Source organism: Caballeronia calidae (genome assembly GCF_900044055.2).
Taxonomy (GTDB): Bacteria; Pseudomonadota; Gammaproteobacteria; order Burkholderiales; family Burkholderiaceae; genus Caballeronia; species Caballeronia calidae.
Window position 1 is genome coordinate 1 of sequence record NZ_FCOX02000070.1, and the last position, 21,608, is coordinate 21,608.

Sequence of the window (21,608 nt, forward strand, 5' to 3'; positions counted from 1 at the left end):
GCTCGGGGGAGGACGCGGCGGTGGGCGCGTCGGCTGCTTGTGTGGGGCTCGGGAGGTCGAGGGATTGGGTGTACATGCGGGGCTCCGCCGTCCTTTTTGAGATGCGATGGAGCGAGTATAACTATTAACCGACCGGACGGTTGATTAATTTTACATGCAACTATCTCAGGCTAAATAGCATCGCGTTAACCCGAAAATCGAGCCTCGCCGCGAAAAACGATGGACGCAAAAAAGCCCAGCCGTACAACGGACTGGGCAAAACCACCGGTATCCGGCGGCGGAGGTTGCTTCACGTTCGCGATCATCGCGCCGGGAAGCGCATTTCGAGTTTTGTATGCAATGAACCATCGCGCGCTCGGTCGCGCGTCACGTCACCACGGTCATTCCCTCGATACTTCTACCGCTTCACTGACCGAAGAACACGCCTTGCGGATCGATGCGCTTGCTCGCGCGGCCCGACTGAGACGCCGCGCCGGTCGATGCGCCGTACCCTTCCGCTTGCGCCTGAGCGAGGCGCACATCGGCGACACGCGCTTCAGCGGCCTGCAGCTTCGCCGGATAAGTCGCGTCTTCCGCGGCGGGCGAGTAACCGGCCTTCTCGACTTGAACGAGTTCGGCACGAACATCGGCACGGCTCACCGGCGCGCTCGATTGCGCAAACGAGGCAAGCGGTGCCGACAAGACTACGACTGCGATAACGCCATTGACCCACGATTTCATGATCGACTCTCCCTGTTTTCCATGGAGCCCGGCGCGCTTGAAGATCGGAGCGATGCAGGGCGGACGACCGGAAGTGTAGGTGCACAGCCGCGAATGATCATTCGCCGGAACAGTGAAGAATCTTTGCGAAATCAGTAAGAAACAGCGCCTACCCAGCGCGTGCCATATTGCGACGCGACATCACTGACACGACAGAACGGCCTGCCGCACTCGCCCCACACAGCCATCTTCGCGCGACGCAACAACGTACGAACGCGATTATTCCCATTCCGACAAAGATCATTCAACGGAAACGAGAATGATCTTCGGAGGACGCGTCTTTACACTCCGTTCACAAGCTGCTTAACACGAAGCCGGCAGCATCATCAGAAATCCGAATCGGAGGTTGTCACCATGAAGACGTTCATTTCCGCAGTCGCCGTCGCCGCTGCGCTCGCCGTTCCCGCCCTGTCGTTCGCGCAACAATCGGATGCGCCGATCACCCGCGCTCAGGTGCGCGCCGAACTGGTGCAACTCGAAAAGGCCGGCTACAACCCGAACATCAGCGATCCGTCGTATCCGTCGAACATTCAGGCTGCGGAAACGCGCGTAAGTGCGCAAACCCTTGCGCAAGCGCCGACGCAATCGAGCGACTACGGCTCCGTCGCCACGGGCTCGTCGCAGTCGGGCCGCACGACGGGCGCTCAGCCGCGCACGCTCGGCACGTACTTCGGCCAGTAAGTCGACAAGCAAGCCAACAGCAGTACCAGCCGATGCATATCGGATGCAAAGCAAAAAGGCGACATTCGCGCGATGTCGCCTTTTGCGTTTTGCATGCGAAATGCTCTATGCCCGATGGCATTTTGCATTCCGCATGTTTGATGCAATACGAGTGAACAGCGGCGTTTGGACCTCGGGCCAGCGCCATCGCTTCGGATCGCACGCCGGCCGTTTCGAGATAGCGTCGCGCAGCGTTCCACACCTGGAGCCATTCGACCGCGTCGGAGCAGCGCGCTCGTGATGTCTGCCATCGGCCCTTCATCGAAGAAAGAAAAAGAAGGACCGCGACGCGCCCGATGCCGTTAGTGTTAGTTCGCCGGTATCGTCACCACCGGCGACTTCGCCGTGTCCGTGACTTCCGCGAGCGCCATGAGGTTCTGCACGACCGTGAACGCGTATTTCGAATCGAAGTCGCCGCGATCGATCCAGTAGTTCGCCCTGTCGTAGAGCACGCTCACGTAGGCGTCCTGCGGCACCTTCGCGCCCACCTTCACGATGATGGTCGGCCGCGTCTCGCCGCCGATCAGCCCGATGCTCGGCTGGGTCGCGCCGCTGCCCACCTGCTCGTCCGGAACCGCGATCTGCGCGCCGAGATCGGTGAGGATGCCGAGCACCGAGCGCGTGACCATCGGGATGCGGTCATGATCCGCCGATTGCCCATAGACGATCTCGTAGGTCTTCATCTTCGGCGAGAGATGCAGGAGCCTTCTCACGAGCGTGAGATCGTCCACGACAGCCTTGTTCGACCCGCTGCGCGTCGCGCCGAGCGTGATGAAGACACCGCCCTTGTCGGCATTGTTGATCTTGCTGCTCTTGTCGTTCTTGCCGGCCTTGTCATCGGTATTGCGCGATTCGATGTTCAGCTCGCCCGCGAGTTGCAGCCTGCGCAGCGCCCGCAACAGCTGGAAGAACTCGGGCGACCCCGACGCGTTCGGCCCGCCCAGCGCCGTGCCGTTCTGCAAGCCGCTGATCGACTGCGCGGTGATGCGCAGCAGCAAGTCGATCGGGATGCCGCTTTCGGCGAGCGGCATCACGAGCGTCGGCGAAAGCGGACGAATATACGCGCTCGCGTAGGCGTCGCCGGTGGTCGGCGTGAACGTGAAGGTCGGATGGTTCGAATAGGAGACACTGCCCGTCGCGAGCGCGTAGTTCGGCTGCGCGCCCGATCCCGCATTGAGATTGACGCCGCCGGTCGTATCGAACGTATAGGCCGCGATGATGCTGCTCACGGTAAGGAACGACGGCGCGTCCGCGAAGCGCAATCCGACAATCGCTGCAAGAATTTCACGCTTCTTCGCATCGCCGAGGGCGCGGGCGTAATCCACCTGATCCGCTTTCAGGCGGCTCGGGCCGATGCCCGCGCAGCCCGCTGCGAGAAAGGAGACGGAGAGAATGGCGATCGATAAGGCTTTCCTTGTCATGGCTCTGAGTGAAGGTGATAAGGAGGATCGTCGGCGCGCGGCCGCGGAACACCCGGGCCGCAGCCGCAAATTTCATACCTTGGGCGAGAATCGATCGATGAAGGCGAGCGCCCCCATCCGGCGCATTGCACGCCGGCGCGTTGCAGACGTCACGACCCGACGTTCCCGTCAGGTCGCGAGTGAGTTCAGATCACGAAGCGCCGTGCTGCGCTTTCGACTGCGCACGTTTCTCCTGCGCGGGTGCCTGAGCGATATGCCGGCTCGCTTCCTTGTGCTGGGCGACGAGCGCATCGAGCCGGTCCTGCGCGAAGCGCGGACCATCTTCGCGTGCGAAAGCCGGTGCGGCAAGCGTTGCCGCAGTGAGGACGATGACCGTGGCGAAAGGCGTTCTTCTCATGATTCACCCCGCGATTGAGCGCGGCCGACCCCCAATGCCGGCCGCCCGACTAGGATGGCACATCGCCGTGAAAGCTGCGCGGCGCGCGCTCGCGCCATGGCGGTGGCAAGTCCGTCAGCACCCTCGTCTTTCCGCCAAAATCCAGCGTGCCCCCATATGAGCGGCACTTTGCACGTTCGCGCCCTTGCACACCCTCTTCCGATCTCCTATTCCTTACTTCGAGGCGTCCTGTTGTCATGCCGGCGCCGGACAGCCTGAAAGACCACGGAGGACCCGCGCTCATGAACCTCGCCATCTTCTTCGACGGCACGTGGAACGAGCCCAACGACCGCACCAACGCCTATCTCCTCTACAAGCTCGCGCCCGAGACCGACCAGCAGGAAACCTTGTATGTAGCCGGCGTCGGCACGCAGGACAAGGGGCTCTTTTCCCTCGCCAACAAATTCCTCGGCGGTGCATTCGGCGACGGCCTGAGCGCCAACATCAAGAGCGGCTATGCGTGGTTGTGTCAGCGCTACAAGCCGGATGCGAAGATCTACATCTTCGGCTTCAGCCGCGGCGCGTATTCCGCGCGCAGCCTCGCCGGACTGATCCGCAAATGCGGGCTCGCGAACGACTGGAGTCCGGAGTCGATCGATCAGGCGTACGGCATCTATCGCGACAAGGACGTCGGACCGTCGGATCAATCGGTCGTCGATTTTCGGAGGCAGTTCGCGCGCGAAGTGGATGTCGCGTTCATCGGCGTATGGGATACCGTCGGCGAGCTCGGCATTCCGCTCGACGGCCTGCCGGTGCCGGGCTTTTCGAGCTATTACAAGTTTCACGACACGACGCTCTCCAACAGCACGAAGGCCGCTTATCACGCGATCGCGGCGAACGAATTCCGCTCGCTCTACAAGCCGACCTTGTGGACGCCCGGCGCTGAGACGCGCCCCGCCGATCAGCCGCTCGAGCAGCGCTGGTTCGCGGGCGCGCATGCGAACGTCGGAGGCGGCTATGTGACGCCGCCGCGCACGCCCGAGGACCTGCTGCCGCTCATTCCCGCAGAATGGCTGCGTCAGAAGGCGGCGCAGAGAGGCCTTTCGATCGACCAGCCCATCGCGATTCCGCCGCAGGCGTTTCAATCACAGCCGATCGATTCGTACAGCGAGTTCACCGCGCATCACCCTTTCCTGCAGGCGGTATGCAAGAAAGAGCCGCGCATGGCGGGCACCGCGCTCAACGAGACGATCGACCCGAGTCTGCTCCAGCGCCTCGGGACCGCCGGCTTTCTCGACATGTATCCCGCGCTCGTCGCTCAGTTGAAGGCGCTGCCGGTCGGGACGTAGATCAGGAATCCGCCCTTGCGATGTGTGCGCGGCTACGCGCATGCGTCGTCGAAAAGGCGATGCCTGCGCATTCGCTTGCCAAAGTTGGGCAATGCAAAGGAATCGCGTCCTGTCGCGCATCGCCTTGAATGAAGCGCGCTTAGTTGCATGCGAAACCAACTGCCCAACGCGCACGAAACGGCCTCGACGTCCGCCCGCAGCCCATGCTTCCCCGGACCCGAGGGAGACCGGCATCGTGTCGCGCATCAGCGCGTTCACGACGAGCGTCGGCCTCGGCGCAATCCGCAGTCCCTACACGGCGCCCCGCAACGCCAGGAGAACGCGCTCGACGTCCAGGGCGCGTATCGCACGTCGCATGCGCCGAAGTACTATCGCGGCCAGTTCGGGAGCGGCGGCCGGCAATGCAATCCGGCGGTCGCGCGCAAGGTGCTCGAAATCACGCTGTCGCTGCTTGTCAGGCCCAACACCGAGCCGCGCGACAAGCATGCGTAGACCGATCTCGATGCAGTTGGACAGGGCTTTCAGAAGACCGCGGTGTATCAGGACATCCTCGCGATGGCGCTCTATGCGAACGACATCATCCTGTCGGTCGTCGGCGCGGTGACGGGCTTTCTGCTCTGCCCGTGCTCTACGCGTGGCTCGGCGCGTGCGCGCGATCTTGCGACAGCTTTCCGCCGATTCGTCGGGCAGCACGTTCCATCCAGAGCATTCGAAGGTCGCGAACCGCGCGCATGTGACGAGCGCGATCATCGTCGGAATTTCGATCGGGCTATTCAGCAGGCTGCCCGAAGGCGGCAAGATGCATCGCCGCTCGCGATCGCATCCGTCGCGGGCTCTGCATCTGACAAGTTCTTTTTCGTCGACAGGCTCGCCGGCGCGATGTTTGCGCAGCGCGTCGATCCGCCCGCAGCGCCCTGAATCCCGCGCGCGCGCAACGCTCCGTCCGTCGCGCGACCCGCCGCGAAAAGCGCGCTGCCGCCGGGCGCTCAGAAGAGATGCGGCGGCGTGCGCTCGCTCATGTCGCGCGGCAGGGTTTCGTCGAGCTCGAATTCGACGTTGGGATAGTCCTGCAGGCGCCCGCTCACTTCGGCCTCGCGCTCGCTCGTGAAGAGACCGTCGAGATAGTCGAACGAGAGCTTGCCGACTAGCGCCTTCAGCGCCAGCTCGGCGCTGCGTTTCGGCTCGGTCGTGATGTCGCCCGAATCCATGCAGGCGCAGAACTGCCCGTTCTTCGAATCCATCCCGCCGATGTCGATCACCTTGCCGTCGACATTCTGCGCAAGCACGCGCTGCTCCACCGCGAAAAGCCTGAACGGGCGTTCGAGGCGCGCGGGCTGCTCGGGATGGCTCTCCTTGCTTCCACGATTGGCCATGGTGCGGTTCTCCGGTGAGTGCATCGGTCGAAAAGCTGTCACACGCAACGCAGCAAGGGCCGCGCCCGCCGTCTGTGCGATGCAGCATCGCTGCGCCTTTCCCGCGCGCGGCGTGCCGTCCTACAGTGAAGCATCGCCCACGCAATGACAGGAGCAGTCACCGTGAATGCAAAAGCGGATGGAACCATGCGCGGCAAGGTCGCGGTCATCACCGGCGCGAGCCGCGGACTCGGCCGCAACGCAGCGTTGAAGCTCGGCGCGATGGGCGCCGGCGTGATCGGCACGTACAACCGCAATGCGGAGGCCGCGCGAACCCTCGTCGACGAAATCGCGAAAGCCGGCGGCCAGGCGGCCGTGCTCGAGCTCGACATCGCCCGGTGCGACACCTTCGGCGCCTTCGCCGATGCGCTTTGCAAGACGCTCGAAGACACGTTCGAGCGCGAGAACTTCGACTTTCTCGTGAACAACGCGGGCATCGGCATTCATGCGCCGTTCATCGATACGACGCCCGAGCAGTTCGACGAGCTCGTCAATGTCCAACTGAAGGGTCCGTTCTTTCTGACGCAGACGTTGCTGCCCTATCTCCACGAGGAAGGCGCCATCGTCAACGTGTCGAGCGGACTCACGCGTTTCGCGCTGCCGGGTTTCGCGGCGTATGCCGTGATGAAAGGCGGCATCGAGGTGCTCACGCGCTATCTCGCGAAGGAGCTCGGGCCGCACGGGATTACCGTCAACACGATCGCGCCGGGGGCGATCGAGACGGACTTCGGCGGCGGCGTCGTGCGCGACGATCACGACACCAATCAGTTCATCGCGGACAACACGGCGCTCGGACGCGCGGGCGTGCCGGACGACATCGGCGGCGCGATCGCGGCGATGCTGTCGGAGGGCAACCGCTGGATGACGGCGCAGCGCGTCGAGGTGTCGGGCGGGATGTTCATCTGACGCGTCGCCCGGTCGAGGCTAAGGCGCAAAAAAAAAACCGGACGCCGAGGCGTCCGGTTTCATGCTGCTGGCGTAATGCCGCGTAGCGTCGCTTAGAAGCGGTGGATGATACCCACGCCTGCCGCGAACATGCTGCGCGATGCCGACGGCGCGCTCTGGAAGCCATCGCCGATGGTTGCATTGGCCGCGGTCTGACGGTTTTGCGTCGTGCCCGACGGAACAGCCAGCGTGTTGCCGTTCGCGCGCTGGAACGCTTCGAGTGCGTACAGGCCCGTGCGCTTCGAGAGCGAGTAGTACTGCGAGAGGTTGAACTGGTGGTACGAAGCTGCATCGTTGATGCCGTTCGCCTTGCTGGCCCACGTGTAGCTGTAGCCCGCCGCGAAGTCCCATGCCGACGTCGCCTTCCAGTGCAGCACCGTGCCGGCCGTATTGAACACGGCTTCGTCGGTGAACAGCGAGTTCACGCCCGGAATGTACTGAACGTTCGTGTACGTGACCGAGATGTCCCACGCGCTGTTGAACTGGTAGCCGCCTGCAACCGCGAAGCGCTGCTGCGCCTGCGCACGCTGGTAGCCAGCCGTCACCGCCGACACGCCCGGCTGGCCCGAACCGTCGGTCGCTGCCGTGTTGTTGATGGTGGTCGACTGACCGCTGTAGATGCCGCCGCCGTTGGCCGCGTTGTTGATGCGCGAGAACGCCACCGCACCGCCGATCGGGCCTTGCTGATACTGGAGCGCCGCCGACCAGGTCGAGCCCTGGTAGACGCTGTCGGGCACGCCTGCGAGCGAGTACGAGCCGCTCACCGTGAAGCCGTACATCTTCGGCGACGTGTACACGACCGAGTTGTTCGCGCGGTAGATGGTATCCAGACCGTCCACGTCGCCCGGGTGCGCGCCGAAGTAGCCCGTCAGCCAGTTCGTCGGGCTATACGGCGAGAGCAGCGTGTAGTACGAGGTGTACTGGCGGCCCAAGGTCAACGTACCGTAGGCGCCATTCGTCACACCGACCCATGCCTGGCGGCCGAACATCGCGTTGCTGAACTGCTGGCCGCCGCTATTGATGTCGAAGCCCGATTCCAACTGGAAGATGGCCTTCGTGCCGCCGCCCAGATCTTCAGCGCCCTTCAGGCCGAAACGGCTGCCCGCCCAGATGCCCGACGCCATCTTGATGTTGTGGCGGCCCGGGGTCGTCTTTGCCAGGTTCGTCTGGCTGCTCTGATAGACGAGCGAATCGTCGACGATACCGTACAGCGTCACGCTGCTCTGCGCGAACGCCGGCGCCGCGGCTGCGAACGCCGTGGCTGCGACGACAGCGGCCTTGGTCATCGTGAAACCCTTCATTTTTTCTCCTCAAGCGGTGGGCGAATTACTTCTTTGCGAGTACTGGAACCGGTGCCGCGATGGCAACGACGATATGTTTCAACTCGTAACTTTTATCGCTGGCAAGTGTATGGCTTACAGACAGAATGCGAAAGAAAGCTGGTGTTCGGTGTCGTTTTTTTTCACTGTCTGGTTAACCAGTATTTGCTGCCGTGCGGATATTCGGCAACCGGTCAGGAAGCTGACATTTAGCTGACGATCGAATGGCGCGAATGCGGCATCGGAAAGGCTGGACGATAGCGTGCCGGACAGGTGCGAGCGGCGGCGTGGGCGTCGCTGATCTACGCACCGATGCGCCGCACAAGGCCGCCGCGCGTGTTGCGCTGCAAGGCGGCCGGGCGTTTATTGGGGTGAGATGAGAGCCCGGTCCGTGCGGACTGGAGGAGTATTGCCGGATGACGCGGCGAAGTTTTTTCTGGCGAATGAAAAGCGTCTGCGCACGAAAGGTTTTCGTAAATTACCCAACGGTGCGCAGACGCGAATCTGACAGGGCGAACTCGCCGCAAACGTGCGCCGCCCCATGAACGCGTCAGTGCTCGATCTTCGCTCGCACCTCGCGCGCGGTCTCGATCAGACCTTCGTAGCCCGAGCGGGCATGCGCGGGCAAGTCCGGGTCGCCGACGAGCGTGCCGAGCGTCTCGATGATGCTGTAGAGGATGCCCTTAGCCGCCCCCGCCGCCATCTTGCCCGCGGCATAGGACTCGTCGACGTGCGAAATGGCCGCGTCGAAGTGCTCGACTTCGGGATGCGCTTCTCCGATATCCGATGCGTCGTCGCGCGGCTCGGTCGGGTCGCTGTTCATGATGATGGTCCTCCGTAGGTGGTCTCTGCTTCCTGTATAGCGCCACGGCGCGGCGCGTGCAACCGGGTGCATGCACGTCACGAAGCCGGCAGCTCTTCCACCGGCTGAATGAAATGCACGCGCCGCGTGTCGGCTGCGCCTTTGCCCGTGCCGTGCGGCACGCCATGCTCCATCAGCAGCGCGCGCAACTCGTTGATCACCGGAAAGACCTCGTGATTGTGGTCCGCGCCCTGCCGGTCATGCGCCTCCTGCTCGCGCTCGACGATCCATCGGTCCTCCGTGAAGATGCGCTCGGTAAACCACACGAGCAGCGGCCAGGCGGCATCGAGCACGAGCGGAATCTTCGGGCGGCGGATCGACAAGAGACCGAAGGTGCGGTTCGTGCGCTGCTCGGCATCGAGCGGCACGTAGGCGATCCACAGGTCCATCACCATCGTGTCGTCCTTCGTGCGGATCTTGAGCGTCTGATACGGATAGTCCGTGCGGATCGTCATCACGTCCTTGTGGCCTTCATCCGGCTTCGTGCCGCGCTTCTGCCCGAAAACGAGCGCCTCGCCGATCGGCTGTGTACCCGCCTCGCGCGCGAACGTGTAGTCGACCTCGATCCAGTCCTCGCCGCGCCGTCTGCCGAGCGAGCGCGCGCGCATGTTGCCCATCTGCCGCCGATGCAGAAACTGATGGTTCATGTCCATCAGGTTCTCGTGCATGAAGGTGTAGTGGCACTTCACTTCGCCGCCGAAGCGGCGCGTCTTGTACGCACGATCGGTGACCGCGCCGAACTCGGGAAACTTCGCCTCCTGCGCGCGCGCCGGATTGCCGATGAACACGAAGACGAGCCCGCCCGACTCGCGGCACGGATACGCGCGCACGCCGTTGGGCAGGCGCTCGCGGCCGAGATAGGGAATGTCGGTGCAGCGGCCGGTGCAGTCGTAGGTCCAGCCGTGATAGCAGCAGCGGATCGATTCACCGTCGACGACACCCGCCGACAGCGGCACCTGCCGATGCGCGCAGCGGTCCTCCAGCGCGAACACCTTGCCCGATGCAGTGCGCACGAGCACGATCGGATCGCCCGCGAAGCGAACGCCGTGCGCCTTGCCGCGTTTGACTTCGCGCGACCATGCGAGCGGATACCAGTGATCGGGGTGGATGTCGACGCGGCGCAGATCGCGCGGCGGCTTGGTCGATATGTCGGTGGAACCGGCTTCCCGCCCGCCTTCGGGCAACGCTGCGTGCATGTACGACGCCTCCGTGAAAGGAGATCGGATGGCGCACCGCGTCCACCTGCGATGCAATGAACGACCATTCGCAGTCTACACGGCGTCCAATATTTCGGTAGCCGCTGAATTGCCGCGACTGCCTTCGCGCGCAGGCGTCACGCGTGCTCTCCGAGATGCGCGTGCAGATGATCGATCAGCGCCCGCACCTTCGGCGGCAGAAAGCGGTTCGGCGGATAGAGCAGCCACACCGGCCCCTGATACGCGCGCGCCTGCATGTCCCAGTCGGCGAGCACGGCTTGCACGCTGCCCGACCCGAGCGCATCGCGGGCGGCGAATTCCGGCAGCGCCGCGATGCCGAGCCCGCCTTCGGCCGCTTCGAGCCGCGCGCCCGCGTGATTGGCGATATAGCGCCCGCGCACCGCGACCGTCACCGACTCGCCGCGTCGGGTGAAGCGCCAGCGGTTGTCGTCGGCGGTTTCGCCCAGATGGATGCAGTCGTGACGCGCGAGCTCGCGCGGATGGGCCGGCGCGCCGCGCTCACGCAAATATTCCGCCGATGCGCACAGCAGCCAGCGCACGCGCCCGAGCGGCCGCGCGGCGAGCCCCTGCGGCGGATGACTGGTCGCGCGGATGACGAGATCGACATCGCTTTCGAGCGGATCGATGTCGTGATCGGTGAAGACGAGTTGCAGATCGACATCCGGATACGCGGCGAGAAACGCCGGCACGAGCGGATGAATCACCGATTTCGCGTAAGCGGTCGGCGCCGACAGCGCGACGCGCCCCTGCGGCCTGCCCGACGACTGTCCGGCCGCATCGACCGCGCCCGATGCGGCCGCCGCCATGTCGCGGCAATGCCGATAAACGTCCTGCCCCGATTCGGTCACGCGGACCTTGCGCGTCGAGCGCTCGAGCAGGCGCGTGCCGAGCGCCTCTTCGAGACGCTTGATTCGCCGGCTGACGGTCGATGGCGTGCTCCCCAGTTGCCGCGCCGCGACCGAGAAGTTGCCCGCATCGACGACGCGCGCGAACACGGCCATGTCCGGCATCAGGTCGAAAAGATCGGCTGGGTTCATTTGTGCATTCGCGACAACAAGGCTGTGCATCGGAACCCGATTATCGCGTCGACCGCATCATTCGACAATGACGGCTCCCTCGCAAACGGAGCCGCCACATGACAACCGAATCGTCCGCCCAACGCCTGCTTCCTGTTTCCGATTTGCTGCTGTTCCTCGTCGCGATGGTCTGGGGCAGCAGCTACGGCATCGTCAAGAACGCGCTCGCGTTCTATCCCGTGCTGGCGCTGCTCGCGCTGCGCTTCGGCATCACCTTCTGCCTGCTCGCGTCGAACCTGCGGCATCTGCGGCGCGCGAGCGCATCGACGCTGCGCGGCGTGCTCGTCCTCGGCCTGTTGCTGCTGGCGATCTTCCTCGCCGAGACCTTCGGCGTGCTGCACACGCGCGCCGCGAACGCCGCGTTTCTCATCAGCCTGTGCGTCGTGCTGACGCCGCTCGTCGAATGGGCGCTTCTTAGGCGCCGGCCCGGCGCGGCGGAGTGGCTCGCCGTCGGCGTGTCGTTCGCGGGCGCGTGGCTGCTCGCGGGCGACGGCGCCCTGTCCTTCGACTTCAATTTCGGCGATGGACTGATCCTCGCCGCCGCCGTGCTGCGCGCGCTCTCGGTCTGCGTGACCAAGCGCGTGCTGCGTGCGGCGCCCCTGCCCGCGCTCACCGTGACGGCGGTGCAGGCGGGCGTCGTGGCATCGGGGAGCGCGGCGATCGCCTTGCTCTTCGCGCCGTCGCAATGGCAGCCGCTGCCCGCGCTCGCCGGTCACGGGATGTTCTGGGGCTCGGTGCTCTATCTCGTGGGCGCGTGCACCCTCTTCGCTTTCTTCGCGCAGAACTACGCGATCGGCCGCAGCAGTCCGACGCGCGTCTCGCTCCTGATGGGCAGCGAGCCCGCCTTCGGCGCGCTCTTCGCGAGCGCGTGGCTCGGCGAGCATGTCTCGACGGCGGGCTGGATCGGCGGCGGAATGATCGTCGCGGCCTCGCTGATGGCGACCGTGCCGTGGCGCGGCATGTTCGCGGCGCGTCCGGGCGAAGCGTGACGGCGGCGGCCGCTACACGGTCTTCTTGAACACGAGACTGAAGTTGTTGGCCGGCATCGCGACGGTCTCCACGAGCGTCAAGCCGGCTTTCTGTCCGAGCGCCTCGACTGCCTCCATGTCGCGCACGCCCCAGCGCGGATCGGTCGCGCGGAGTTGCTGATCGAAGGCTTCGTTGCTCGGCGCGGTGTGTGCGCCGTTGCGTCGATACGGCCCGTACAGGTACAGTACGCCCCCCGCGTCCAGTCGCGCGCCCGCGCCGCGAAACAGCGCTTCGGCCGCGGCCCAGGGCGCGATGTGGATCATGTTGATGCACACGATGGCCGCCATGTTCGCGATGCCCCAGTCGTCGCTCAGCACATCGAGCGCGAGCGGCGCGTTCAGGTTCGCGAGTCCGGCGTGAGCGCGCCATGCGGCGATGGAATCGCGCGCGTTCGCATCGGGATCGCTCGGCTGCCACACGATGCCCGGCAGCGCGGCCGCGCAGTGCACGGCGTGCTGTCCGGTGCCGCTCGCGATCTCCAGCACGACGCCGCTTTGCGGCAGCACGCGCGCGAGGACCGCCAGGATCGCATCGCGATTGCGTTCGGCGGCGGGTGCGCGGCGACGCACGGCGGCGTTGGGAAGTGGCGTGTCGTCGTCGGAGCGGGACGAGGCTGAATTCATATGCGAATGGCGCGTGCGCGCGTGTGAATGGCGAAAGTCGCGTCGAGCCTAATGGGACGCACGACGAAGCGTCAAGCACGATGCTTCGATCATGCGAACGCTTATCGGCGTGGCGCGATTCGTGCTGCCCGTGCTGCCTGCCCTTGCTACGGCTTCGGCGCTTGCCGTGCTCTCGTCGCGCTGTCGCGCCGTGCGGAATACGCGGCCTGCAAGCAAACCTGTGTATGCTCCCGGTTGATCCCGCGTCCGCATCTGCATTTTGCATGCACGCATATTGCATTTCGAATGCCAGATGGAATGCATTCGAAACGCATGCAGACCATCGCCGCGACACGACACCGGGCGCGACGCCGAATGCATCCCGACAACTCAGGACCGCGCACGCGGCGCGATCGAAACGGAGTGAATCATGCAGTACGACCCGAACCGGAACCCGCCGCCGGCGCAATCGAACGACGGCCCCGACGACGACATGATCGCGTTCGCGAGCGAAGTGTTCGATGTCGCCCGCCGCGGCGACGCCACGATGCTCGATGCGCTGCTCGTCAAAGGCCTGCCGCCCAATCTGCGCAACGACAAGGGCGACAGCCTCGTGATGCTCGCGAGCTACCACGGCCACGCCGACGCCGTGCGTGTGCTGCTCGAACACAAGGCCGATCCGAACCTGCGCAACGACAACGGCCAGACGCCGATCGCGGGCGCCGCGTTCAAGGGCTTCGCAGACGTGATCGAAACGTTGCTCGATCATGGCGCCGATGTCGAGGGCGCATCGCCGGACGGCCGCACGGCGCTGATGATCGCGGCGATGTTCAACCGCGTGGAGATCGTCGAGTTGCTGATCGCGCGCGGCGCCGATCCCGAAGCGCGCGATGCCGGCGGCTTCCGCGCGCGTGACGCAGCCGAGAAGATGGGCGCGCCGGACACCGCCGCACGGCTCGCGCAAGCGGCGAACTCGCGTACGCGCCCGCCGGGCGTGTGAGGCTATCGGGCTGGATCATCATGGGCGCGGTCGCATCGCTCCATGATGTTTCTTGCATGCATGATGCAATCCGCTGAACGAACGGCGCGTCGTGCGCGTCGAAGCGATCTGACCAACACCAATCCAACAACGAACAGACAAGCAGGTGACCCGGAACCATGGAGCTTTTGCGATGACAGGCGGTTCCCCGCATCGGGGTGATGCGTCGCCGATCGGCCCTCACGCGCTCGGGGGCGCGCGCCGGGCGAATGGCGCCTTCAGTGCCGTCGCGCGCCTGATTCTGCAGGCGGCCGCGCTCGTCGTCGCCGTGACGCACGCCTTGCGCGCGCTGCGTCTCACCGCGAGCCTTTCGATCGCCGCCGCGTTCGCGCTTTCCGCGTGCGGGCTGATACCGCAGCAGACGCCTGCGCCGATCGTCGAGCATTCGTACATCCCGGCGCCCGATGAAGCCGGCTCCGGTGAGCCCGAAGAGCCTCTGCCCGCCGTGCAGGCGCCGGAGCCCGCGTCGGCCGTGAAGCCCGCGCCCGCGCCGAAGCCCAAGCGCCGCGTCGTCAAGCCGAAGCCGCCCGAGCCGGTCATCGCTGCGCCGCCGGAGCCGCCCGAGCCGCCGCCTCCGCCGCAGATCATTTCGACGCGCATCATGCAGCACGAGCAACTGCACGGCCTGCTCGATGCCGAGGTGCAGCGTCCTGAAGGCAAGGTCGTCGGCCGCGCGGTGGATATGTATATCGATGCAGCCGCGAAGCCGAAGCTCCTGATGGTCAATCTCGCGGGCTTCATGGGCGTCGGCGACCGCAAGGTCAACTTCCCGTGGTCGGCCTTCCGCTTCACGCCGAACTCGAAGACCGCGCCGGTCACCTTCGTGCCGCCTCCGCCCCCGGCGAAGGGCAAGCCGGCCGAGCCGGTACCGAAGCCCCAGCCCGTCAACGAGGCGCCGGCCAATCTCGTGCCGCTCGTCGATGCGACGGTCACGCAGAAGAACGGCGCGCGCATCGGCCGCGTGGTCGACGTGCTCGTCGACTCGCAGGCTCAGCCGCAGGCACTCGTGGTCGATCTGTCCAGCTCGCTCGCGGGCGACAAGCGGCATGTCGCGGCCAACTGGGGCGACCTGCATGTGCTCTCGCGCAACAAGCAGTGGCAGCTGCAGATGGATTTCAACGACGCGCAGCTGAAGGCCGCGCCGACCTACGCGCCCGAGCAGCCGATCAAGATCGTGTCGCCGGTCGTGCCCGCGCCGGCATCGACGGCGAGCGCGGCGTCGGCGCCGGCTTCGTCGGGAGCGGCGGGCGCGACGGCTTCCGGCGCCGTATCGACGCAAGCGCCGGCTTCGGGTGCGCGCCTCGCCAGATAACGGATAACGACATCGATAACCGATTCACGACATGGTAATTGCACGCAGTCTGCGCGCACTCGACTGGCTGAACTTCTTCGTCGCCAACGTGCAGACCGGCTTCGGCCCTTTCATCGCTTCGTACCTCGCGGCCAACAAGTGGACGCAGGGCGAGATCGGCCTGATGCTTTCCGTCGGCACGATCAGCGCGATGGCGAGCCAGCTGCCGGCAGGCGCGCTCGTCGATGCGATGCGCAACAAGAAGTTCGCCGCGCTCTCCGCGATCATCGCGATCATCGTGAGCGCGCTCCTGCTCGCCGCGAGCCCGACGTTCATCCCGGTTTTCGCGGCCGAAGTGCTGCACGGCTTCGCGAGTTGCATGCTCGTCCCCGCGATGGCCGCGATCTCGCTCGCCCTCGTCTCCCGCGCCGATCTCGGCGACCGGCTCGGCCGCAATGCGCGCTGGGCGTCGATCGGCAGCGCGTTGACCGCGGCATTGATGGGCGCGTTCGGCGAGTATTTGTCGCTGCGCTCGGTGTTCTTCCTCACCGCGGCGCTCGCCTTGCCCGCGATCGTCGCGCTGCGCATGATCCACTACGATGCGCCGCCCGTCGTACCGCGCGCGCCACCCGGCAAGCCGAGGCTCACGCCCGAGGGCGAAGAGCGCGAATCGCTGCGCGAGTTGCTGAAGGACCGACGGCTTCTGATTTTCGCGGCGTGCGTGGTGCTCTTTCACTTGTCGAACGCGGCAATGCTGAATCTGGCCGCCGGCGAAGTGACCGCGCACATGGGCGACAACGTCCAACTCGTGATCGCGGCGTGCATCATCGTGCCGCAGTTCATTGTCGCGGCGATGTCGCCGTGGGTCGGGCGGCAGGCACAGAAGTGGGGGCGCAGGCCGGTGCTGATTCTCGGCTTCTGTGCGCTGCCCATACGGGCGATTCTGTTCGCGGGCGTGAGCAGCCCGTATCTGCTCGTGCCGGTGCAGATGCTCGACGGCATCAGTGCTGCCGTGTTCGGCGTGATGCTGCCGCTCATTGCCGCCGATGTCGCCGGCGGGCGCGGGCACTACAACCTGACGATCGGGTTTTTCGGGCTTGCGGCGGGCGTCGGTGCGACGCTTTCCACGGCTGCGGCGGGATTTGCCGCCGATCGCTTCGGCACGTCGATGAGCTTCTTCGGACTCGCCGGCGCGGGCGCGCTCGCGGTGCTGATGGTCTGGCTCGCGATGCCGGAGACGCGGGGAGCGCAGGTGGTGAAGGAGGAACCGGCCAAGCCGTCGGTGGGGGTTTAGGGCGGTGTTTGCTCGTCCGGGCTTATTGCCGGAGCAGGTTGGACGTGCGCGTCATCGGGCGCACGGACAAGGCGCATGATGTGGAATGTGTAAACGCTTCTGGCGACAGCGCACGACGCATTCCCTCTTGCCTGCAGCATGCTGGCGACCTCCTCGGATGTGCGGACCGATACTACGACCCTGTCTCGTAGCACTTGAGGCTTGCCACCGCCAGGAGCGTTGCCGCGATACTCGCAGTGGATCAGGAATTTGGGCATGGCCCCGTTCGTTTTGCTGCGCGGCCATCAGTTTCGAGGTACTAGGTAGGCCAGGCTTCCAGATCTGTCTCCAGCGCAACCACGCGCCGGGCTCCACAGAATACATTGGAACCCTACATTTAAGATTCCACGATAATCTGGAAATTTTTCCACAAAAAGCCGCAATCGGCGCGGATGCCTATGTTTGCGATTCAAAGTTTGGATTCACGTTTGCGAGTCAAGGTAATTGTCGATAATAAGGCTTGATTGAGTCGATCACGACTTCACGACACGTTAATACAATATTCAAACCAAGATTAGGATTGAGATCGAAGGTAATCAGCCCGTTGTCTTCTCTACTTAACTTAATTTCTCTTATCCATGCTTCCTCGATCATCGCGTTGATATCGATCTCTCCCGATATTATTTCCATCAGCTTTACCACAACCACATAGTCCGGGCAGCCGTCCGTATTTTGCGGTCCATACCGATTGTGAAGAATTTCGAGTGTTAGATCGACGAAATCCCGCTCACAACCAGGAAACAGGGGATGCCCATCGTCATCGAGGCGCGATGTCCGTGTTCGCTGCATGAGGAAGCTTTGAACTGCTGAATCGTGGAATGAAGGATACGAGCCAATAACTCGCGGAAGCGAAAATCCATTCCTCGCAAGACCCCAACCATAAGTTTCCGTTTCATTTTTCATCGGTGTCTTTCTCAATGATTGGCGCTTCGGTATTGGAGACATAGGTAAATGAGCGGGATCGCGCCTGCCATCCCAGAAGTTATGCCGGTGTGCCTCGCCGTGACTCTCGTGATACTGAGCACTCAAGTTTCCATTAGCGTCAAAAAAGTCCGTATCCAGGCCATTTGGACTTAGAAGGAATCCACCGGGTTCATTTCCTGTCATCCCGACGCCGCGCGCCGCTAGCTCCGTCACGTCCTCGCTCAATGCCTCCGACTGATACTCGAACGGCTGCGCGTCCGCGAGTAACGCACCGCCGCTGCCTGAATCACCGAAGCGCTTGAGCATCAAATCGCCGCCGCTGTCGTCGGCCGTATCTGCGCCGCCAAATTCATCTATCGCGGCGGTCTTCGCTCGCCCCTCGCGGCGTCATACGGCTGCCCCGGGCGCTTTCCGGCGTTGCCACCGCCTCAGCCCCTTACGCGCTATTCGCCAGCTTCTCCGCCAGCCGGTTGTGCCGCTCCACGACCGCGCCAAGATCCAGCGTCGTCAATCGGCCTTCCTTCACCACGACCTTTCCGTCGATCACGCTCGTCGATACCTGCGATGGCGCGCAGAACACCAGCGCCGCGACCGGATCGTGCAAGGCGCCGGCGAATGCCGGCTGCGACAGGTCGAACGACACGAAATCCGCCGCCATGCCGGGAGCGAGCGCGCCGATGTCGTCGCGATTGAGCACCTTGGCGCCGCCGAGCGTCGCGATTTCGAGCGCTTCGCGCGCGGTCATCGCGTCCGGGCCGAAGCCGACGCGCTGCAACAGCAACGCCTGACGCACCTCCGCGACCATCTGCGCGCCGTCGTTCGATGCCGACCCGTCCACGCCGATGCCCACCGGCACGCCCGCATCGCGCATCGCACGGATCGGGGCGATGCCCGACGCGAGCCGCATGTTCGAGCACGGACAGTGCGCGACGCCGGTGCCGGTGCGCGCAAACAGATCGATGCCCGGCTTGTCCAGTTGAACGCAGTGCGCGTGCCACACGTCATGACCGACCCAGCCGAGGTCTTCCGCGTACTCGGCCGGCGTCATGCCGAATTTCTCGCGGCTGTACGCGACATCGTTCAGGTTCTCGGCCAGGTGCGTGTGCAGCGACACACCGTATTCACGCGCGAGCACCGCCGCATCGCGCATCAATTCGCGGCTCACTGAAAACGGCGAGCACGGCGCGACGACCACGCGCAACATCGCGTAGCGACCTTCGTCGTGATATGTCTCGATGAGGCGCTGCGAGTCCTTCAGGATCGCGTCTTCCTTTTCGACGACCGAATCGGGAGGCAGGCCGCCGTCCTTCTGCCCGACGCTCATGCTGCCGCGCGCCGCGTGAAAGCGCATGCCGATCTCGCGCGCAGCCGCGATGCTGTCATCGAGCCGGCTGCCGTTCGGGTAAATGTACAGATGGTCACTCGATGTCGTGCAGCCGGACAGCAGCAGTTCGGCCATCGCGGTCTTGGTCGAGACGTTGATCATCTCGGGCGTCAGATGCGCCCAGATCCTGTACAGATTCGTGAGCCAGCCGAACAGTTCGGCGTTCTGTGCGGCGGGAATCGCGCGCGTCAGGCTCTGATACATGTGATGGTGCGTATTGACGAGGCCTGGGATGACGAGATGGCCGCGCATGTCGAGCACGTCGTCGGCGGTGGACGGGAGTTCGCTCGTCGGTCCGGCCGCGATAATGCGATTGCCTTCGATATAAAGGCCGCCATCGGCGATTTCGCGGCGGTTCTCGTCCATCGTGACGAGCATGTGGGCGTTCTTGACCAAAAGACTGCGTTGCATCGGCTTGCTCTCCAGAGACGATCGGGGAACCAGAAAAGCCCCGGTTACCCAGCGTCTGCCGCCGTCTTCGGGACGCCGCAAATATGCATCGATATCGCGCGCATCGCCACTGTCCGCGGCCAAAAAATCGGACGCAATCGAACTGCCGCCATAGTCGTCTTAAAGCCGGCAATATATTCGCGAATTTTGGCGCGGGTAGCATCGCTCAAGCATCGTACGAATGCGCCTGTGCGCCCTGCCCGCCAAGGCTTACGTGCCGCTGTCATGCGTTGGGCATTATCTTTCCTATCGCGGGCGCACAGCGCGTCTCAAATTCCTACAATGCTGTACACGGCGCGCATCTGAAACGCCGACGGGTATGTAGCCACTGACGTGGAGCCTCGATCCGCCGCAGACGCACCGGAAACGACCGGTGCCGAATTTCGGATCGATGCGCAAAGCCGGATCTCGCACAACTCAAGGAAACTGCGAATGGGCAAGCTTACTACCCACGTCCTCGACACCGCGCACGGCCGCCCGGGCGCCAACATCAAAGTCGAGCTGTTCGCGCTCAACGGCGACGCCCGCCGCGCGATCAAGACCATCCACACCAACGACGACGGCCGCGCCGATGCGCCCCTGCTCGAAGGCGCCGATCTCGAAACCGGTGAATACGAACTCGTGTTCCACGCGGGCGATTACTTCGCCGCGTTCGGCGTGAAAGTGCCCGAGCCGCGCTTCGTCGATCGCGTGGTGCTGCGCTTCGGCATCGCGGATGCGTCGGCGCACTATCACGTGCCGCTGCTGGTGTCGCCGTGGGCGTACAGCACCTATCGCGGAAGCTGAGCGGAAGCCAAGCGGAAGTTAAAGCACAGCTTGAACCCCACAAGCACATAACGAATCGGTAGTGGAGGAGTACATGGAAGGCTTTGTCACCGACTGGCTCAATCTCGTATTGCGCTGTCTGCACGTCATCGTCGCGATCGCGTGGATCGGAGAATCGTTCTACTTCGTCGCGCTCGACAACAGTTTGAAACCGCCCACGGACCCGAACGCCCGCCGACGCGGCGTGTTCGGCGATTTCTGGCACGTCCACGGCGGCGGCTTCTATCACATGCAGAAGTATTCCGTCGCGCCGCAGGACATGCCGGAGAACCTGCACTGGTCGTTCTGGCCGTCGTACACCACGTGGATGTCGGGCTTCGGCCTCTTCTTCGTGCTGTATCTGATGTCGCCGACCACCTACCTCATCGACAAGAGCGTGCTCGACATGGGGCCGGTCGTCGCGGTGTCCGCCGCGCTCGGCTTCCTGATGGCCGGCTGGATCGTGTATGACTCGCTGTGCCGCCTGCTCGGCACCAACGACAAGCTGCTCGGCATCTGCGTGGGCATCTATGTGCTGGTGGCGGCGTTCATCGCGTGTCACGTGTTCGCAGGCCGCGCCGCGTATCTGATCACCGGCGCGATGATCGCGACGATCATGTCGGCCAACGTGTTCTTCGTCATCATTCCGGGCCAGCGCAAGATGGTCGCGGCGATGCTGAAGGGCGAGACGCCGAACGCGATCTACGGCAAGCGCGGCAAGCAGCGCTCGGTGCACAACACCTACTTCACGCTGCCGGTGGTGTTCGCGATGCTGTCGAACCACTACGCGATGACCTACACGCACAAGTACAACTGGGTGATCCTCGTGCTCATCATGCTGGCGGGCGCGCTCATTCGCCAGTTCTTCGTGATGCGCCATCGCGGCCAGGTGCTGTGGTACATGCCGGTCGCGGGTCTCGTGCTGGTGCTCGGCGCATTCGCCTGGACGATGCCCGCGCCGTCGGTGCCGGTCGCGCAAGCCGCGGGTGCGCCGACGATCAAGGTCGCCGACATTCAGCCGATCATCCAGCAACGTTGCGCGACGTGCCACTCCGCGCACCCGACGATGATGGGCAGCGCGCCCTCCGGCGTGTTGCTCGATACACCTGCCGAGATCAAGCAGAACGCGCAGCGCGTGCATCAGCAGGCGGTGACGTTGAAGGCGATGCCGCTCGGCAATGTCACGCAAATGACAGATGCGGAGCGCCAGAAAGTGGCCGCGTGGTTCGCAGGCGGCGCGGTGGAATGAGTTTGCCGCTTTGAGCCAAGAGAAATGCCCCGCTTCGTTTCGAGCGG

General features: G+C 64.3%; 22 protein-coding genes. 11 read left to right on the plus strand and 11 right to left on the minus strand.

The features are described 5' to 3' along the window. Positions 1-405: 405 nt before the first annotated feature. Positions 406-720: a DUF4148 domain-containing protein gene (locus tag AWB78_RS35110; RefSeq protein WP_062611229.1), complete on the minus strand. Its 315-nt coding sequence runs from the start codon at positions 718-720 to the stop codon at positions 406-408. Between the two features lie 393 nt (positions 721-1,113). Between AWB78_RS35110 and AWB78_RS35115 the strand changes: the two genes are divergently transcribed. Beyond that, positions 1,114-1,440 carry a DUF4148 domain-containing protein gene (locus tag AWB78_RS35115; protein WP_062611232.1) on the plus strand — a complete coding sequence of 109 codons (327 nt, stop codon included), beginning with the start codon at positions 1,114-1,116 and terminating at the stop codon, positions 1,438-1,440. A 347-nt stretch (positions 1,441-1,787) separates the two neighbouring features. Here AWB78_RS35115 and AWB78_RS35120 read toward each other — a convergent pair whose 3' ends face one another. Both AWB78_RS35120 and AWB78_RS35125 read right to left on the minus strand, forming a co-directional pair. Then, positions 1,788-2,900 (minus strand): hypothetical protein, encoded by a 1,113-nt coding sequence (locus AWB78_RS35120; RefSeq protein WP_062611234.1) that lies wholly within the window; start codon positions 2,898-2,900, stop codon positions 1,788-1,790. Between the two features lie 190 nt (positions 2,901-3,090). Further along, on the minus strand, positions 3,091-3,297 hold the full coding sequence (locus tag AWB78_RS35125; protein WP_062611236.1) for a hypothetical protein: 207 nt from the start codon (positions 3,295-3,297) through the stop codon (positions 3,091-3,093). Between the two features lie 281 nt (positions 3,298-3,578). Here AWB78_RS35125 and AWB78_RS35130 point away from each other — a divergent pair, with 281 nt between their 5' ends. From AWB78_RS35130 to AWB78_RS48710, 3 genes are all read left to right on the plus strand, one after another. Next, positions 3,579-4,625: a T6SS phospholipase effector Tle1-like catalytic domain-containing protein gene (locus AWB78_RS35130; protein WP_062611284.1), complete on the plus strand. Its 1,047-nt coding sequence runs from the start codon at positions 3,579-3,581 to the stop codon at positions 4,623-4,625. 147 nt (positions 4,626-4,772) lie between these two features. After that, entirely contained in the window at positions 4,773-5,117 is a 345-nt protein-coding gene (locus tag AWB78_RS48705) for a hypothetical protein (protein WP_062611238.1), read from the plus strand. A 42-nt stretch (positions 5,118-5,159) separates the two neighbouring features. After that, on the plus strand, positions 5,160-5,543 hold the full coding sequence (locus AWB78_RS48710) for a hypothetical protein (RefSeq protein ID WP_062611240.1): 384 nt from the start codon (positions 5,160-5,162) through the stop codon (positions 5,541-5,543). Positions 5,544-5,611: 68 nt separating this feature from the next. On the opposite strand, the gene AWB78_RS35140 is transcribed toward AWB78_RS48710, so the two are convergent. Next, the gene (locus tag AWB78_RS35140) at positions 5,612-5,998 is read right to left on the minus strand and encodes a hypothetical protein (protein WP_062611242.1); all 387 of its coding nucleotides are present in this window, start codon (positions 5,996-5,998) and stop codon (positions 5,612-5,614) included. 186 nt (positions 5,999-6,184) lie between these two features. Here AWB78_RS35140 and AWB78_RS35145 point away from each other — a divergent pair, with 186 nt between their 5' ends. Further along, complete coding sequence (locus AWB78_RS35145; RefSeq protein WP_062611244.1) at positions 6,185-6,943, plus strand: SDR family NAD(P)-dependent oxidoreductase; 759 nt, start codon at positions 6,185-6,187, stop codon at positions 6,941-6,943. A gap of 92 nt (positions 6,944-7,035) precedes the next feature. Here the strand turns inward: AWB78_RS35145 and AWB78_RS35150 are convergent, their stop codons facing one another. The 4 genes from AWB78_RS35150 to AWB78_RS35165 all read right to left on the minus strand — a co-directional run bounded on the left by AWB78_RS35150 (position 7,036) and on the right by AWB78_RS35165 (position 11,417). Continuing rightward, positions 7,036-8,283 carry a porin gene (locus AWB78_RS35150; protein ID WP_062611246.1) on the minus strand — a complete coding sequence of 416 codons (1,248 nt, stop codon included), beginning with the start codon at positions 8,281-8,283 and terminating at the stop codon, positions 7,036-7,038. 568 nt (positions 8,284-8,851) lie between these two features. Continuing rightward, positions 8,852-9,124, minus strand: coding sequence for a hypothetical protein (locus tag AWB78_RS35155; protein WP_062611248.1), 273 nt, complete (start codon positions 9,122-9,124; stop codon positions 8,852-8,854). Positions 9,125-9,201: 77 nt separating this feature from the next. Further along, positions 9,202-10,359: a Rieske 2Fe-2S domain-containing protein gene (locus AWB78_RS35160; RefSeq protein WP_062611250.1), complete on the minus strand. Its 1,158-nt coding sequence runs from the start codon at positions 10,357-10,359 to the stop codon at positions 9,202-9,204. Between the two features lie 137 nt (positions 10,360-10,496). Then, entirely contained in the window at positions 10,497-11,417 is a 921-nt protein-coding gene (locus AWB78_RS35165; RefSeq protein ID WP_062611252.1) for a LysR family transcriptional regulator, read from the minus strand. A 98-nt stretch (positions 11,418-11,515) separates the two neighbouring features. Between AWB78_RS35165 and AWB78_RS35170 the strand changes: the two genes are divergently transcribed. After that, on the plus strand, positions 11,516-12,445 hold the full coding sequence (locus tag AWB78_RS35170; RefSeq protein WP_062611253.1) for a DMT family transporter: 930 nt from the start codon (positions 11,516-11,518) through the stop codon (positions 12,443-12,445). A gap of 12 nt (positions 12,446-12,457) precedes the next feature. Here AWB78_RS35170 and AWB78_RS35175 read toward each other — a convergent pair whose 3' ends face one another. Then, positions 12,458-13,108, minus strand: coding sequence for a DUF938 domain-containing protein (locus tag AWB78_RS35175; protein ID WP_062611255.1), 651 nt, complete (start codon positions 13,106-13,108; stop codon positions 12,458-12,460). A gap of 409 nt (positions 13,109-13,517) precedes the next feature. Here AWB78_RS35175 and AWB78_RS35185 point away from each other — a divergent pair, with 409 nt between their 5' ends. The 3 genes from AWB78_RS35185 (at position 13,518) to AWB78_RS35195 (ending at position 16,711) form a co-directional block, all read left to right on the plus strand. Next, a complete protein-coding gene (locus AWB78_RS35185; protein ID WP_062611259.1) occupies positions 13,518-14,087 on the plus strand; it encodes an ankyrin repeat domain-containing protein in 570 nt (189 codons plus the stop codon). A gap of 172 nt (positions 14,088-14,259) precedes the next feature. After that, entirely contained in the window at positions 14,260-15,438 is a 1,179-nt protein-coding gene (locus tag AWB78_RS35190) for a hypothetical protein (RefSeq protein WP_062611260.1), read from the plus strand. A gap of 31 nt (positions 15,439-15,469) precedes the next feature. Next, positions 15,470-16,711 carry an MFS transporter gene (locus tag AWB78_RS35195; RefSeq protein ID WP_062611262.1) on the plus strand — a complete coding sequence of 414 codons (1,242 nt, stop codon included), beginning with the start codon at positions 15,470-15,472 and terminating at the stop codon, positions 16,709-16,711. Positions 16,712-17,185: 474 nt separating this feature from the next. On the opposite strand, the gene AWB78_RS48715 is transcribed toward AWB78_RS35195, so the two are convergent. After that, complete coding sequence (locus AWB78_RS48715; protein ID WP_232478004.1) at positions 17,186-17,980, minus strand: Imm50 family immunity protein; 795 nt, start codon at positions 17,978-17,980, stop codon at positions 17,186-17,188. Positions 17,981-18,110: 130 nt separating this feature from the next. Next, entirely contained in the window at positions 18,111-19,469 is a 1,359-nt protein-coding gene (locus tag AWB78_RS35210) for an 8-oxoguanine deaminase (RefSeq protein WP_062611268.1), read from the minus strand. Between the two features lie 471 nt (positions 19,470-19,940). Between AWB78_RS35210 and uraH the strand changes: the two genes are divergently transcribed. Both uraH and AWB78_RS35220 read left to right on the plus strand, forming a co-directional pair. Then, on the plus strand, positions 19,941-20,294 hold the full coding sequence (uraH, locus tag AWB78_RS35215) for a hydroxyisourate hydrolase (protein WP_062611269.1): 354 nt from the start codon (positions 19,941-19,943) through the stop codon (positions 20,292-20,294). A gap of 73 nt (positions 20,295-20,367) precedes the next feature. Continuing rightward, positions 20,368-21,561: a urate hydroxylase PuuD gene (locus AWB78_RS35220; protein WP_062611271.1), complete on the plus strand. Its 1,194-nt coding sequence runs from the start codon at positions 20,368-20,370 to the stop codon at positions 21,559-21,561. Positions 21,562-21,608: the final 47 nt, after the last annotated feature.